This is a genomic window from Helicobacter suis (assembly GCF_902196135.1).
GTDB classification, from domain to species: domain Bacteria; phylum Campylobacterota; class Campylobacteria; order Campylobacterales; family Helicobacteraceae; genus Helicobacter; species Helicobacter suis_A.
In genome coordinates this window covers 61,809-75,508 of record NZ_CABIKE010000005.1, presented here as the reverse complement: position 1 = coordinate 75,508, position 13,700 = coordinate 61,809, and the positions used below count along the sequence as shown (strand labels likewise).

Annotated in this window: 19 protein-coding genes and 1 pseudogene; 6 read left to right on the top strand and 14 right to left on the bottom strand. The window is 40.7% G+C overall.

Annotated features, from left to right (window positions below):
- Positions 1-52 precede the first annotated feature (52 nt).
- Positions 53-448 carry a hypothetical protein gene (locus G6Q06_RS04425; protein ID WP_163565830.1) on the top strand — a complete coding sequence of 132 codons (396 nt, stop codon included), beginning with the start codon at positions 53-55 and terminating at the stop codon, positions 446-448.
- A complete protein-coding gene (locus tag G6Q06_RS04420) occupies positions 445-582 on the top strand; it encodes a hypothetical protein (RefSeq protein ID WP_163534092.1) in 138 nt (45 codons plus the stop codon). Before G6Q06_RS04425 ends, G6Q06_RS04420 begins: the two co-directional genes overlap by 4 nt.
- Positions 583-972: 390 nt before the next feature.
- Here G6Q06_RS04420 and G6Q06_RS04415 read toward each other — a convergent pair whose 3' ends face one another.
- The 10 genes and pseudogenes from G6Q06_RS04415 to G6Q06_RS04375 form a co-directional block, all read right to left on the bottom strand.
- Entirely contained in the window at positions 973-1,308 is a 336-nt protein-coding gene (locus tag G6Q06_RS04415) for a hypothetical protein (protein ID WP_163534091.1), read from the bottom strand.
- Positions 1,309-1,521: 213 nt separating this feature from the next.
- Complete coding sequence (locus G6Q06_RS04410; RefSeq protein ID WP_163534089.1) at positions 1,522-1,695, bottom strand: hypothetical protein; 174 nt, start codon at positions 1,693-1,695, stop codon at positions 1,522-1,524.
- 204 nt (positions 1,696-1,899) lie between these two features.
- The gene (locus G6Q06_RS04405; protein ID WP_163534088.1) at positions 1,900-2,430 is read right to left on the bottom strand and encodes a hypothetical protein; all 531 of its coding nucleotides are present in this window, start codon (positions 2,428-2,430) and stop codon (positions 1,900-1,902) included.
- Between the two features lie 4 nt (positions 2,431-2,434).
- Positions 2,435-3,019: a hypothetical protein gene (locus G6Q06_RS04400; RefSeq protein WP_163534087.1), complete on the bottom strand. Its 585-nt coding sequence runs from the start codon at positions 3,017-3,019 to the stop codon at positions 2,435-2,437.
- Positions 3,016-3,186 (bottom strand): hypothetical protein, encoded by a 171-nt coding sequence (locus G6Q06_RS04395; RefSeq protein WP_163534086.1) that lies wholly within the window; start codon positions 3,184-3,186, stop codon positions 3,016-3,018. The genes G6Q06_RS04400 and G6Q06_RS04395 overlap by 4 nt, the downstream gene beginning before the upstream one ends.
- A 115-nt stretch (positions 3,187-3,301) precedes the next feature.
- Positions 3,302-3,526, bottom strand: coding sequence for a hypothetical protein (locus tag G6Q06_RS04390; RefSeq protein WP_163534085.1), 225 nt, complete (start codon positions 3,524-3,526; stop codon positions 3,302-3,304).
- 86 nt (positions 3,527-3,612) lie between these two features.
- Positions 3,613-3,723 (bottom strand): annotated as a pseudogene (locus tag G6Q06_RS08570) (zinc ribbon domain-containing protein); the annotation flags it as partial.
- 264 nt (positions 3,724-3,987) lie between these two features.
- Complete coding sequence (locus tag G6Q06_RS08740) at positions 3,988-4,113, bottom strand: hypothetical protein (protein WP_275896951.1); 126 nt, start codon at positions 4,111-4,113, stop codon at positions 3,988-3,990.
- Positions 4,106-4,675, bottom strand: coding sequence for a D-sedoheptulose 7-phosphate isomerase (gene gmhA, locus G6Q06_RS04380; RefSeq protein WP_163565829.1), 570 nt, complete (start codon positions 4,673-4,675; stop codon positions 4,106-4,108). The genes G6Q06_RS08740 and gmhA overlap by 8 nt, the downstream gene beginning before the upstream one ends.
- A 137-nt stretch (positions 4,676-4,812) precedes the next feature.
- A complete protein-coding gene (locus tag G6Q06_RS04375; protein ID WP_163533299.1) occupies positions 4,813-5,409 on the bottom strand; it encodes a peroxiredoxin in 597 nt (198 codons plus the stop codon).
- 174 nt (positions 5,410-5,583) lie between these two features.
- Between G6Q06_RS04375 and G6Q06_RS04370 the strand changes: the two genes are divergently transcribed.
- A complete protein-coding gene (locus G6Q06_RS04370) occupies positions 5,584-7,248 on the top strand; it encodes an ABC transporter ATP-binding protein/permease (protein WP_163565850.1) in 1,665 nt (554 codons plus the stop codon).
- Here the strand turns inward: G6Q06_RS04370 and G6Q06_RS04365 are convergent.
- From G6Q06_RS04365 to G6Q06_RS04355, 3 genes are read right to left on the bottom strand one after another with little or no spacing between them, the layout of a single operon-like run.
- On the bottom strand, positions 7,220-7,891 hold the full coding sequence (locus G6Q06_RS04365) for an HAD family hydrolase (RefSeq protein WP_163565849.1): 672 nt from the start codon (positions 7,889-7,891) through the stop codon (positions 7,220-7,222). The genes G6Q06_RS04370 and G6Q06_RS04365 overlap by 29 nt on opposite strands.
- 6 nt (positions 7,892-7,897) lie before the next feature.
- Entirely contained in the window at positions 7,898-8,584 is a 687-nt protein-coding gene (locus G6Q06_RS04360; protein WP_163533298.1) for a di-trans,poly-cis-decaprenylcistransferase, read from the bottom strand.
- Positions 8,565-11,375, bottom strand: coding sequence for an FAD-binding and (Fe-S)-binding domain-containing protein (locus G6Q06_RS04355; RefSeq protein WP_163565828.1), 2,811 nt, complete (start codon positions 11,373-11,375; stop codon positions 8,565-8,567). Before G6Q06_RS04355 ends, G6Q06_RS04360 begins: the two co-directional genes overlap by 20 nt.
- A gap of 180 nt (positions 11,376-11,555) precedes the next feature.
- Here G6Q06_RS04355 and G6Q06_RS04350 point away from each other — a divergent pair, with 180 nt between their 5' ends.
- Genes G6Q06_RS04350 through crcB form a run of 3 tightly spaced genes read left to right on the top strand, consistent with a single transcriptional unit; the run spans position 11,556 to position 12,941 of the window.
- Positions 11,556-11,870 carry a rhodanese-like domain-containing protein gene (locus G6Q06_RS04350; RefSeq protein WP_231102802.1) on the top strand — a complete coding sequence of 105 codons (315 nt, stop codon included), beginning with the start codon at positions 11,556-11,558 and terminating at the stop codon, positions 11,868-11,870.
- Positions 11,870-12,529 carry a uroporphyrinogen-III synthase gene (locus G6Q06_RS04345; protein WP_163565827.1) on the top strand — a complete coding sequence of 220 codons (660 nt, stop codon included), beginning with the start codon at positions 11,870-11,872 and terminating at the stop codon, positions 12,527-12,529. The genes G6Q06_RS04350 and G6Q06_RS04345 overlap by 1 nt, the downstream gene beginning before the upstream one ends.
- Positions 12,530-12,563: 34 nt before the next feature.
- Complete coding sequence (gene crcB / locus G6Q06_RS04340; protein WP_163533295.1) at positions 12,564-12,941, top strand: fluoride efflux transporter CrcB; 378 nt, start codon at positions 12,564-12,566, stop codon at positions 12,939-12,941.
- Here the strand turns inward: crcB and G6Q06_RS04335 are convergent.
- The gene (locus G6Q06_RS04335; protein ID WP_163565826.1) at positions 12,938-13,657 is read right to left on the bottom strand and encodes an EI24 domain-containing protein; all 720 of its coding nucleotides are present in this window, start codon (positions 13,655-13,657) and stop codon (positions 12,938-12,940) included. The two genes, crcB and G6Q06_RS04335, sit on opposite strands and share 4 nt — an antisense overlap.
- Positions 13,658-13,700: the final 43 nt, after the last annotated feature.

The following is a 13,700-nucleotide window of genomic DNA, read 5'->3' as shown; positions in this document are numbered from 1 at the left end:
AAAGAATAAGATGTTTTAAGCTCACTTTTTGCGCATTTTGCTAAGATTAGACATGACGCAAAAACAAAAGAAGTACAGACTCTTTCTACTCAAGTCAATCCATGTGCACCCGGTGTATAAGCGCATGCATGCAAACAATGAATGGGCTAGTTTTTTGAATGAGTATTTTGAAACGCCTAGTTCTAAAAATCTAAGCGGCGTATCTGCCCCCACACCCAAACAAGCCCGCAAAGTTAGATCGTATTGCGAAGAATTAGGGTGGGGCTTGCAAGAGTTAGAAGAGTTTTGTTTACATGTGTGTAAGAAAAATTCGCGCTACTTCACTAAACAAGATACCACTAAGTTACTTGTTGGTTTAGGCAAAGTCTATGAGAAACAAATTACAGAAGCCAATGAGCGCTACCGCCCGATTAATAACGCGGGCTATATCCCTAGTGGTTGGCAATGAGGGCGGCGCTAGGTTTTGAGACTTTCAAGACTTACAAATTGGAGGAGTTGCGCGCCATTTATGGCGGCCAGCGTTTGCGCTTGATCTATGCCAAAAAGCAAAAAGAGCGCGCAAGATTAGGCGCGTTTAAATAGGCGCGGTTTAGACTATCAGCGCCACAAACTGCTAAATCTAGGCGCGTTCAAGTGGGATTGAATGCGCATTGAATCGCATTTGAAAAGCGCTTAAGTTTGTTGAATAGTGCGATTAGAATGAGCTGTACCTCAACAAAAATATAAATTTTTCAACGCTAGTAAACGCCTATTCAACGCTATTTAATGGTTATTCAACGCTTTTTGTTGAATATTCAACGCCCATTGAATGGCTGTTAAATAGGGCTAAAGAGTATTTAGCTTAAGTAGATTAGCTAGGGCGTGAAACTAAAAAAAACAAATCAGGGTTAAAAAATAGCCCCGCGCTGTGTGGCGGTAGTCTGCTAGAGCGGAGGCGCTACAGCCTGCTAAACTCCTAGCCTTGAGCGTGGGCTACCAGTTAAGGCGTGTCCCGTTATTAACGGCCTTCAAAATGTCTTTTTTTCTTAGATACTGCGCTAACAATACGCTTTGTACTTTCTTATCACTCTTGATAATCCGATCACACCACAACATGAAAATATTAAAGCTATGCTTGAAGTCAGGCCGTGTTTCTCTTTCGCGCTCCATGTAGTAGTTGTAGTAGGCTTTATAGCCCTTGCGCGGGGCACTGCTGCCTATTGCTAGAATAGCTTCACGCACTAGATCAGGGTTAATCTTGCGGTATTTTGACATGTCGCGGGGTTTTGTTTTTAGGCCATTGATTGGATCAAGCTTATCCCTTTTCATCCAGCGGGTTAGCTTTAATACTAGATTGTCAACATGTCTAGGCTTTTCAAGTTTTTCATAAGCCCCTACTTTCTAAAAGAATGCGTACCACTACTGCGATCGCAAAATCACGCTGCGTACTCCATAGGAATTGTACCATTTGGCGTTTTTCTGCCTCTGTGTGGCCTCTTTTGGTGAGATCAAAGCCGCCCACGTGCTTTAGTACATATTGTCTTACTTTGCGCTCCTCGGCTTGGCTCTCCACTCCCCAGCGTGTTTACCTTTGAAGTAGATAAAAGAAGCTTTTGTTAAGCGGGTATAAAATTGCGGTTCAGCCTCAAAAGTAACGCCCCGTAATTCTTTAGGCATGTATTTTTCTATGTAGGCTTTTAATTCCTCTCCTGTCATGTCCCTACCTTTTATACTTGTTCTTGGGGGAGTGTATAGAAAAACGCCTTAAAACACGCTTAGCACACCGCGAGCGCGGCCATCTTGATTGGCATACTATGCTTATGTAGAATTGGCGGTTTGCTCTTTTGGCATACTCCCCATAGCTAAAAGCTAGGGGATTACGGGATCATCAAAGCTTGATAGCTAGGCGGGTCTTACAGCCTATATGCAAGTTAAAGACTTTATAGCGCAAAATACAAATATTGCATACTTTATTAATGATAGGGTCTTACAGCTTGTTTGGCCTTTGGCTATCTGCGTGGCGATACCAATGTTGCTAGTTGTGTTTTGATAGTATCTAATAGCATTCTTAGAATTCTCATTAAGCACCCCCATAGCAATACTTCCAACAATGCCGGTAAGCGCACTTGTTACAGCCGCTGTTGTGCTAACAATAGTTGCTAATAGACTAGTCCCACCGGTAAATATAGCTAAGCCTATACCTACAATGGCGCTAATAAATGCCGCGATGATATTACCAATATTGCCACCACTAAAGGCATCAACAAATACCTGAAAGTGTTCATCAGCCTTTGCCTTAGCTGTTCTAATTGCGTTACATTCACAAGTATAGTCATCAATGAGCAGATTGTAGTTATCCCGTGTTTCACAATAAAGCCTTTTATAATGCGCTGTCCAATCCCGCACATAAGCTTTATATTTCTTATCGCCTCTATCAAAGACTAAAGGCATTTATTTAGGTAGGTTGTTCCTCTGTAGGGGCGCTGTAGTTGATCTTAAGTACTTCCTCAAAGTTGCTAGCGTTTTCAATTTGCTTAACGGCCTTAGCTTTCAAGCCTAGTAGTGTAGCTAGTTTAGTGGTGTAAGCCTCATGTTTAGTCTTAATTTTATTGATCAGATCAGCGCGATCTTCACCTTTAACCTTAGCTAACTCGTTAATAAAGGGAGTATCTGCACTAATTCCTGCTAACGCCTCTTGGTACTGCAACTCATAGGTTAGCACTTCATCTAAGGGGATATATTCCTTTTGCACTCTAGCCACCTCTAGCTCAAAGGCACTTATAACTTTGCTAGTTTGCATAGCCTTAGCTTGATCTAGGCTGAGCTCCTCAAGTTGTCCGCTTTCATTAAGCGCTTGTCCAATAGCATACTTGTACTCCTCCCCCACAGGGAGGGCAAATAATTTTATTTGTTGTGCGTTATAGCTAGGTAGACTACTTCCCTTGAAAATATCTTTCACGCGGTTAGCCTCAATGAGCGCATAACTAATATTAGGCTCACATTTACCGCTAGTTTCTAAGATCGCTTGTTGATCACTCATTGATATTCTCCCTCTCTTTCTTCCTTATATTCCCCACTGCTAAGTGCCTCATCCTCCTCCTCATCAACTTCTATCTCTGGGTCTTGCGCACCTTGATCAAGGTAGTAATCCTTGCATGCCTGCAAAATAGCCTTATCTTGTGGGGATAAATTAGGGAGATTTTCCATGTGCTATCCTTATTTTAAGATAGCGCATTATGGAATTTTGAAAAGGATTTAACAAGGGTTAAGGCCTAGCTGTATTGCATGAAGGATTACCAACTAGGCCAAACTCATTAAGGATTTAGAGTCTAGCATTTTGTTGCTTAAAAGAACTTTCAAAAATGCGCGCGTAGCCGTCAGCCTCCATTGATCTAAAGGCTTCAAAGGCTTTATCTGAAACCAACATTCTGTTGTAGAAAGGATTATCAAGGCGGTATCTAAGAATACCAAAACTAATTTTATAAGCCTTAGCAAATTTAGGCAAAACTTCCAAAATCTTTTCTAATTTTCTCACGATCAAATTCAATATGGGTTAACATACCCCCCATAGCGTTAAGCTTGCGGGATTGAGAGGATCATCAAGGCTTGAACGCTAGGCGGGTCTTACAGCCTCTACTCTAAGAGTTGAGCCCTTACTCTGTGTATATTTATGCTTGCATTTAAATCTCTATCCAAAGAAAGGCTGCAAGAGTGGCAATTAAGTACCCTATCCTTTAGGCTTAAATCCTCTTTGAGTGTCCCACAACTAGAACAAGTCTTAGAGAATTGATAAAGCCTATCAAAAACTCATGGCTTTCTCTAACATTAGTGTTTAAAAGCGTACTCACTAAAGAAGGGGTAAAACCCATGTGAAAATACCAAGAGGCAAAAAAATCCACAAAGGCAAAAATTAAGCTTAAAATGAGCAGGGTATTTTTAAGAAAGGTTATAACGCGTGGATAGGGGATAAAACTAAGTAGAAAGTATAAGGGATAAAAAACAATAAAGCTATAAAAGCAAACTTTGACTACATGTAACCCCCCCCCAGTCCTGCACCTCTACAGAGAAAAAGCTAGCTACAACGCCCACTAGCCACATGAGAAAAAAGCGGCTATCTAAAACGACTCTATTCACAAAACGCCTTTTCTATTTGATCGCAAAGCAAATGAATCATCAAAATATGCATCTCTTGGATTCTAGGGGTATCTGTGCTAGGCACGATGAGATTAAAATCACACAGAGTGCGCATCTTGCCTCCCTGATGCCCACTAATGCCTAAGGTGCTAAGTCCTAACTCTTTGGCTTTTTTAAGCGCTAAAAGCACATTTTCAGAATTACCACTCGTAGAAATACCCACCAAACAATCCCCTTTTTTGCCCAAAGCCTCCACTTGGCGCGCAAAAACAAAATTATAACCATAATCGTTAGCAATGGCTGTGAGTGCGGAAGTATCCGTACTTAAAGCAATGGCAGCTAACCCAGCGCGCTCTTTTTTATAGCGTCCGGTGAGCTCGGCTGCGAAATGTTGCGCATCTGCTGCACTCCCGCCATTGCCACAAATTAAAATTTGATGCCTTTGCTTAAGCGTCTCTATTAAATAGAGTGCAACTTTTTCTATCTCTTGAACTAAGGTTTTTAAAGTTTCTTGGGCTATTTGGATATGGGTTAAAAATTCCTTTTCAATAAAATTTTGCATGGATACCTCCAAAATTTTTACCAGCGTGTTTTGCTTAAGTTTTGATAGACAAAGGGGGGCTTTTACTAACAAAAATCAAGGGCAACGCAAAATCATAAGGCTAAGGGGAAACACTCCCCACAGCCTTAAACAACTAATTAGAGTTTACTAGCGTGTTCTTTGAGATATTCAGCCACGCCTTCATGGGTGGCTTTCATGCCAGCATCACCTTTTTGCCAGCCTGCAGGACAAACTTCACCATGTTCTTCAAAGAAAATTAACGCATCAACCATCCGTAGCATTTCATCTACATTACGGCCTAGTGGGAAGTCATTGACCACAGCATGGCGTACTCTTTGGTGTTTATCAATGAGAAAAGATCCCCTCAGTGCAATGGCATTGTTAAATAAAACATCATAGCTCCTAGCGATGTCTTTAGTAACATCTGCTACCATAGGGAAGGAAACTTGTCCAATCCCACCCTTTTCTACAGGGGTGTTTTTCCAAGCAAAGTGTACCACTTCAGTATCTGTAGAAATACCAATGACATTAAAACCGCGTTTGTGAAATTCTTTCACGCGGTGATCAAAGGCGATGATCTCAGAAGGGCAAACAAAGGTAAAATCTTTAGGCCAAAAGAAAAGTACGGCGCCATTTTGGCCTAAGTTTCTAGAAAGCTCAAAATGCTCATCTACTTGGTTATTAGGTAAAATCGCACTGGCCTTAAAATCGGGGGCTAACTTGGTTACTAACATCAAAAACTCCTTCAAATATGATTGGATTTTCGGTAAAACCGAAAGGCGGATTATAGACTAATCTATCTAAATAATCAAGGATCAAGTATAATCTTTGCTATTTCTCATTAAGGACGATCTTTGAAAAGAAAGCACCCCGGTACTATCAAGGTTTTTTTACGCACCATTTCTCAAATGTTTGCCCTCACCAACAGAAGAGACAAAAAGACATTAGTTTGGCTCACCTTAGGCTCTATTCTTTTAAGCACAATAGAAACTTTCTCTATTAGCATGATCATGCCCTTTATCACCCTTGCTAGCTCCCCTGATCTTATCCTTTCTAACCGCTATGGCCATGCTATCTATGAGGCGCTACACTTTTCAAGTCCTTTGCATTTTGCTTATCTCTTTGCTTTTATGCTAGTAGGGCTTTATCTTTTCCGCATGGGCTATTCTTTGCTTTTTACCTACCTTTATACCCGCTTTAGCTCCCATAAAGGCCACGATTTAGCCCAACAACTATTCATGCGTTATTTAAAAATCTCCTACCTAGAACACATCACGATGGATGCTAACCAAACTAGAAACACCATTAACAGCAAAAGTTCCCAAGTTTTAGAAAGCTTTGGCGCTTTGATTGGTATTTTTACAGAGATCACCACCATTCTTTTTCTTTACAGCATGCTTGTATTGACTAATTGGAAAATGACTCTTGTTTTGAGTGTGATTTTGATCTTACAGGTGATTTTTATTAGTAAGTATGTTGCTAAGATTATCCAAAAAAAAGGGCAGGAAATCACCACCTCTAACATTGGCGCTGATGTGGTGGTTCACAAATTTTTTCAAAACTTTAAAATCACAAAGATCAAGGATAAGCTTCCACAAGCCCATAGCGACTTTAGTCAAAGCAGTTTAAGCCGCGCTAAAATCCAAACCACCACACAGACTTTGCAAGCCATTCCTACTAAATTTTTAGAGACTGTGGGTTTTAGCTTGCTTATTCTCTCGGTAGTTTATGTACTACACAAATACGGCGATGCTAAAATGGTCTTACCCATTATCTCCATGTATGCCTTAGCGCTTTATCGCATGCTCCCCTCTATTAGCAGAATTTTAGGCTGTTTTAACACCATTCTTTATAACCAGCATGCGATCACCAATATTTATAGAGAACTCAAGCGCCCCATTCAAGAGGAGGGGGATTTGCCCTTGTACTTTTCTAAAAATATCATTTTGCAAAATATCTACTTTGCCTATAGAAGAAGCCACCCCATTTTACAAAATATCAACCTCACGATAAAAAAGGGGCAAAAGGTTGCCTTTATTGGCCCTAGTGGCTGTGGCAAATCCACCCTTGTAGACATCATCATAGGGGTTCTTTACCCGAATAAAGGCACAATTTTTATTGATGAAAAACCCCTTGATTCTCAAAATATCCGCAGTTGGCGGCAAAAAATAGGCTATATCCCGCAAAGTATCTACCTCTTTGATGGCACTGTAGCAGACAATGTAGCCTGTGGTAGCCCCTTAGATGAAAAAAGAGTGATTGAGGCGTGCAAGCGGGCATGTATTTATGATTTTTTATGTACACATAATGGAATAGAGAGTCGCATAGGTGAGGGGGGGATTAATCTAAGCGGGGGGCAAAAACAACGCATCGGTATTGCCCGTGCGCTTTATGATGATCCTGAAGTTTTAGTTTTAGACGAGGCCACTTCAGCCCTAGACACCTCTACAGAAACAAAAATCATGGATGAAATTTATGCCATTGCGCAGGATAAAACTTTACTTGTAATTGCCCACCGTCTTAGTACCATTGAAAGATGTGATGTTAAAATTGATTTAAGCCAGCTTTCTTAGCTAGAGTCTTTAAATCTAGCCCCTGAAAACTTGTGATATAGGCCTGTGGGAGCATATCTTGTAAAAGTGCGCTGTTATAGCCTAGAAAGCCTATGTTATTTACCCGTGCGCTTTCATAATCGCTTTTACTATCCCCAATTAAAAGCATTTCTTGACTTGTGTAACCATAGGTGGTTTTCAAATTAGCCAAAACTTTAGCCTTAGAAGGAGGGCTACCCTCAATGCTTCTAAAATAGGGCAAGAGGCCTAAAAATTCACACAAAATCTGTAACTCGCTATGTAAGGCCGCAGAGGCGATATGAAAAGTGCAGTTTTGATAATGGGCTTTAATAAAATGCAACACATCTTGATTTAAGTGTTCTTTTGAAAAAAGGTCTTTGGTAATGATTTGTCCAAATTCATCTACAAGGGTTTGTATTTGGGTGGCCTTTAGGGGTTGTTTTAAAATGTAGTTATAAAAATAGGCGATCTTTTCAGCGCGGCCTATCCCACCACTTGCATAGTGGTAATCTTCAAAAGCCTTTAATGCTTCTTGATTTGCCTTTGCATGCTCTTTAAAGAGCGTTTTAAAGCCCTCACACTTTAAATGCATGCTATCAAAGATCACCCCATCAAAATCCCAGATAACCACTAACATAGCAATCCTTTCTCACACCCTACCAAATTTGCGTTGCCGCTGGTTAAATAGAGTAATGATCTCTTGTAAATGCGCAGGCGTAAAATCAGGCCATAGCACCGGGCTAAAAAAAAGCTCCGCATAACTAGATTGCCACAATAAAAAGTTAGAAAGGCGCATTTCCCCTCCAGTGCGTACCAATAAATCCACATCGGGTAAACCAGCCGTATCTAAATGTTGTGCGATTAGATGTTGCATATCCCCCTTTGCTCCTTTTTTAATTAGATTAATGCATGCCCGGGCAATCTCATCACGGCTACCATAATTAAGCGCTAAAACTTGAGTCAACGCATTATTATGCGTCGTCTCTTGTTCTAAATTTAAAATTGTCTTTTGCAAAGAGGGGCTAAATTTCTTCAAATCGCCAATGACTTTAAAGCGGATATTATTTTCTAAATAGGTGGCGCGTTCTTCTTTCAGATACTTTTTAAGAATACCCATTAAAAAATCCACTTCCGTTTGGGGGCGACTCCAATTTTCTGTAGAAAAAGCATACAGGGTGAGATAGCGAATTTGGTTTTGTGCACACCAGATAGTGATATTGCGCAAAACCCCCACGCCTTTTCTGTGGCCATAGGTACGAGGCTTACCCTGTTGTTTAGCCCACCTCCCATTACCATCCATAATAATGGCTAAATGCTCAGGATTGCGCACAAGCATCTACCAAGTACGCGATGTGTTGGAAGGGAATTTTGGCATGTTGGCTTAAGCCCACTTCACAGGTACTTGAACTACAAAAGCCCCGTTTAACACTCTTATCCTCATAAAAGCGAACTAAGTCTATCAAAGCGTGATCGTTGAGTTCAGGGGTTAAAAAGCCCTTATCACCCGCAAAGCCACAACAACCTGTATCTACATGCTCAATAATCTCACCCCGTGAACACGCCCGCGCTAAAGATCGCATCGGTTCTTGATAGCCCAGTCTCTTAGCAGAACACATAGTATAAAGCGCCACATTCTCCTCTAAGGGCTGTATTTTTAAAGAAGGGAGTAAAACCTCTTTAATAAAAATAGGCATATCATAAATTAAAAGACCTTGATCCTTAAAACTTTCAATCAGATAAGCACTACATGCGCTGTGATCAAGCACAATGGGGACTTCTCCGCTTCTGGAGAGAGTGTGTAATAAGTGGGCGTTTTTGGCTTGGTTTTGTATGCTTAAATCCTGATAGTTGATAAAAGCTTTGCCACAACAAAATTTGGGCAACTCTTGAGGATAGATCACGCCATAACCCGCCTTAGTACATAGCGATTCAAAGACTTCTTGTAAACTGCGTTTATCAGGCATGAAAGCAGAGGGCGCGAAGGCGCGGTTAATACAGGTAGAAAAATAAAGCACATTCTTTTTAGCCGGTTTGTCATGTAGTTTATAGGTGTTTTTCTGTGGCATGTATTTTGAAACCGCTGGCGTGCCTAGTTTGGCATGGGCTTTTAAAGCTAGTTTTTGCAAATTAGTAGAGCCTAAAACAACTTGACCCATTTTAGCCGCACTAAGCCCCACTTTAAGCGCATTTACGGTTGTATCCATATGCTCTAAAATAACCTTAGCTAAACTAGGTGCTTTAACTCTTTGGCGGCTTTTAAGTGCGATAGTGGCGCTATCAATGCCCAGTGGGCAGAGTGTAGAACACATATGACAAGCCGCGCAAGTTTCATCGCTTAAAAAATCATAGCCTTCTAATAATTCTTTTAGCATGGCTTGATCGGATACATGCCCGTTTTTAACGCGCTCTTGTAAGTGCACAATTTCTCTTTGTAATACAATGCGCTGTCTTGGGGTGAGGGAAAGATAACGGCTAGGACAAATGCGCTCACAAAACCCACATTCCATACAAGGTTCTAATTCCGGAGCAATGGGGGTACTTAACTTTAAATTTTTGGTATGGATTTGTGGATCATCTGAGAGAATCACATCTGGATTGAGTATTTTTTCTGGATCAAACAAGGCTTTAATTTGTTGGCAAATCTTATAAGCCTTTTTGCCCCATTCAAGCTCTACAAAGGGAGCAACCATGCGCCCTGTGCCATGTTCGGCTTTGATCGAACCTTGTAAAGAGGCCACCATATGTGCCATGTCTGATACTAAGCCCTCAAAATGTTCTCTTTCAGATTCTTCTGATAAAAGCGGGGTGATGACGAAGTGTACATTGCCACTTAAAGCATGCCCAAAAATCACGCCATTATCTTTAAAACCATGCTTTTCTAAAAGTTGCTCTAAAGAGGCAATTCCTTCTTTGATATTATCCATTGTAAAACATAGATCTTCAGTGATCACACTTGCCCCCACGCGCCGTCTACCTGTTACAATCGGGAACATACTTTTACGGATTTTCCACCACTTGCTATATTCGCTCTCATCAGAACTTTGGGCTATGGGTAAAATCGTAGGGGCGCTAGCTAGTGCCTTGAGGGTGGCTTTGGTGTTTTTGTTTAAAATTTTAGGGTCTTTGTGCTCTAATTGCACCAAAATACAGGCATAGCCGGGTTTAATTTCTTGGAGCACTTCTGGCATGCCCTCATGCCCTTGTACACAAGCTAAACACGCAAAATCCATCACCTCAGCTGAGCTGATTTTATCCGCATTTTGTGCTAGAATGCGCACCCCATCTATAGCTAATCCTAAAGTTTCATAAAAGAGTAACAAACAAGTTTTATAGGGTAAATCCGGTACACAAACAAGTTCACAAGAGGCAATAAAGCCTAAAGTCCCCTCCGATCCAATGAATAAATGGCTTAAAATATCAATGGGGTCTTCAAAATCAATCAAAGAGTTAAGGCCATAACCGGTGGTGTTTTTAATTTGGTATTTTTTGTGGATTAAAGCGTGCAATTCTGCATCGTCTAAAATTTCTTGGCGCAAATTTAAAAGACCTTCTAAGAGTTTGGCATGGCTTTTTCTAAAATTTTCTACACTAGCGCTATCAGAAGTGTCTAAAAGCGTGCCATCGCTTAAAATCACACGGATAGATTTAAGGGTTTGATAGCTATTCTGTTTAACCCCACAACACATACCGCTAGCATTATTGGCTAAAATCCCCCCTATCATCGCTGTAGCAATCGTGGCTGGATCGGGTCCGATTTTTTGCTGGCTTTGTTTAAGCGCATAGTTAGCTTGTGCACCAATCACGCCACAACCCAAACGGATACTCTCACCATTTGGCTTAATTTCTTGCCAGCCTAAACTAGCCATTACTAACACTCCCTCAGAACAACTTTGCCCTGATAAAGAGCTACCCGCTGCTCTGAAAGTAAGAGGGGTTTTATATTTTTGAGCCAAAGCATAAATCTTAATGATCTCTGTTTCATTAAGGGCTTTAATCACTATCTGGGGGATGTAGTGATAACATGAGGCATCTGTGCCATAAACTAGGCGGCGCAGATAGTCTTTATAGATTCGATCGCCTAAGAATTGTTGGGCTTCTTCATAAAATTTAGCGTAGTTCTCTTGCATGGTTAACCTTTATTTTGATATGGGAAAATATTTTACCACTTTTAGCACACTTTGGCTCTCATCTATGGGTGTGCTAACATTCTCAATTTGGATAATTTTTTGGCAAAAATCCTATTTTAGCCGGTAGAATAAAACCCTTTTATGCTACAATGCGCGCCACTTCACTAAATAAGGAAAATTATGATAAAAGAGGCTAACTACTGCGTGGATTTGCAAGATTTTAACCCTAAGGATTATTGCATTTTAGACATCCGCGATGCAAAATCTTACCAAGAGGCACACCTCAAAGAGGCCAAAAATTTAGAGGATTTAGAGGCCATTAAAGATTTTGCCCTCTCCTCCCCAAAGACAAAAATTTTATTGCAATGCTGGCATGGAAACACGGCTGCAAGATATGCAGATCTATTACACAGCGCGGGGGTAGAAAATATTTATTTTCTTAAGGCTAATTTTGAGGATTTTAAGGCTTTTGGCTTGGAGGTGGTGGAGGGCTAATGCGCCCTATTGTAGTGGTGGGAATAACCCCCTATGTAGGCGATGTGGCTATCTCTAATTTAATTTGTAGTGAAATTATTTACTTGCCTCTTGTCTACAAAGAGGGTTTTTTAAGCTCTGCTCTTAGCCCGCCTCTTTTTATTCAAAATATGCAGGCTTTGCTTTTTACCTCCAAACACGCCCCCCTAGCTCTCACACATTCTTTAGAAACAAAAGCACTTGATTTTCTAAAAACTCTCCCTGTTTTTGTCTTAGCAGAAAAAAGCGCTCAAGTTGCCAAAGATTTAGGCTTTTGCGTGGCGTTTGTGGGTCAAGGTGGCCATGCTAAAGATTTGGCTCAAGAAATCACCCTCCCCAAAAATACCCTTTTTGTACGCGCTAAAGAGGTGGCCTCTTCTGTTTTTAATCATTTGCCCTCTTTAATTGTCTATGAAAACAAACCCCTTAAACTCACAGATAAACCAAAGCCTCATTCTGTGCTGATCTTTAGCGCGCCTAGTGCCTATAAAATCTTTTGTCATTGCTTTAGCTGGGATCATTCCTATACTGCTATTGCCTTAGGAGAGAGTACCTTTAAAACTTTTGGGCCAAATATCCACGCCCTTGTAAGCCCAAAACCCCGCTTGCAGGATTGTATTACATTGGCTAAAACCCTCTGATTTTGTATTAAGATTAAAAAAACAAGGAGTTTAAATGCTGGTTTTTTGGGTTGCTTTAGGCGGGGCTATTGGTGCTTCTTTGCGCTACTTTGTGGGTAAAATGATGCCTACGCGTTTTTTAATCTGGGAGAGTTTCCCTCTTGGCACTTTTAGCGTCAATCTCATCGGTTGTTTTGTGATTGGCTTTTTAGGGCATTTAGCCGCTAAATCTTTGCTTGGTGATAAAATGAGCGCGCTTTTAATTACCGGTGTTTTAGGGGGTTTTACGACTTTCTCCTCCTTTGGGCTAGACACGCTTAAATTGTTGCAAAAACAGGCTCTTTTAGAAGCTCTTGTGTATGTTTTAGGGAGTAACCTTTTAGGCTTTTTATGCGTGGCCTTAGGCTGGGGGCTAGCCAAGTTTTTTAGCTAAGCTTTATGAGCCTTAATTTCTAAAAAGTGGCGGGCTAGAATGATGGTTTGGAGCAAAGTAGCAAAGAAATTAAAAACAGGGATAAGAGAGAAAAGGTAGGCTGCAATGGCGATCTTGTGGTTAATCACCTTGTAGTCTATGAGGATTTTTTGGTAGGTTCGTTCGTTGTAAATAGAGCTTCCCACATCAAAAAGTAGGGTATTTTTAAAAAAGAAGTAGTGGGGGATAAGCGAGATAAACACCCCAATAAAAGGGATAAAATAAAGCGGAATGCACACCACCAAAAACAAACATAAATAAGCTAGCTGTTTTAAAAAATGCTGGATATTGCGGCTCAAATCCCCAAAATTTTCTAAGGCTAGATCGCTGTAATAGCGTTTGTGTAAAGAGGCAATTACAAGGGGGGTATAAAAAAGAGAGATAAAAAGATTACCCACTAAACTTAAAACCAGCACTAAAAGCACGAGTAAAACATAGGCAAAAAGTTTAAAAGCAAGCAAGAACAAGGCGGGTAGTAAACCACTGGTGTGGGCGTATTGATACCAACTAGTGGGCAAAAAACCCTCTAAGATGCGTACCAAGTTTCCCCCAAAATAAAAGAGCAAAATACCCCAAAAGAGTAGACCAAGTACAACAGGGCCTAAATTAAGGGCCAACATCTTCCAGCTTAAAAAATCTTTCCAGCTTTGTTTAATCGTTTGTAGTGGTGTGTTCATACTTCCTCTTTCTTTAATTACATGGCTTTTATTAAGTTTAGCA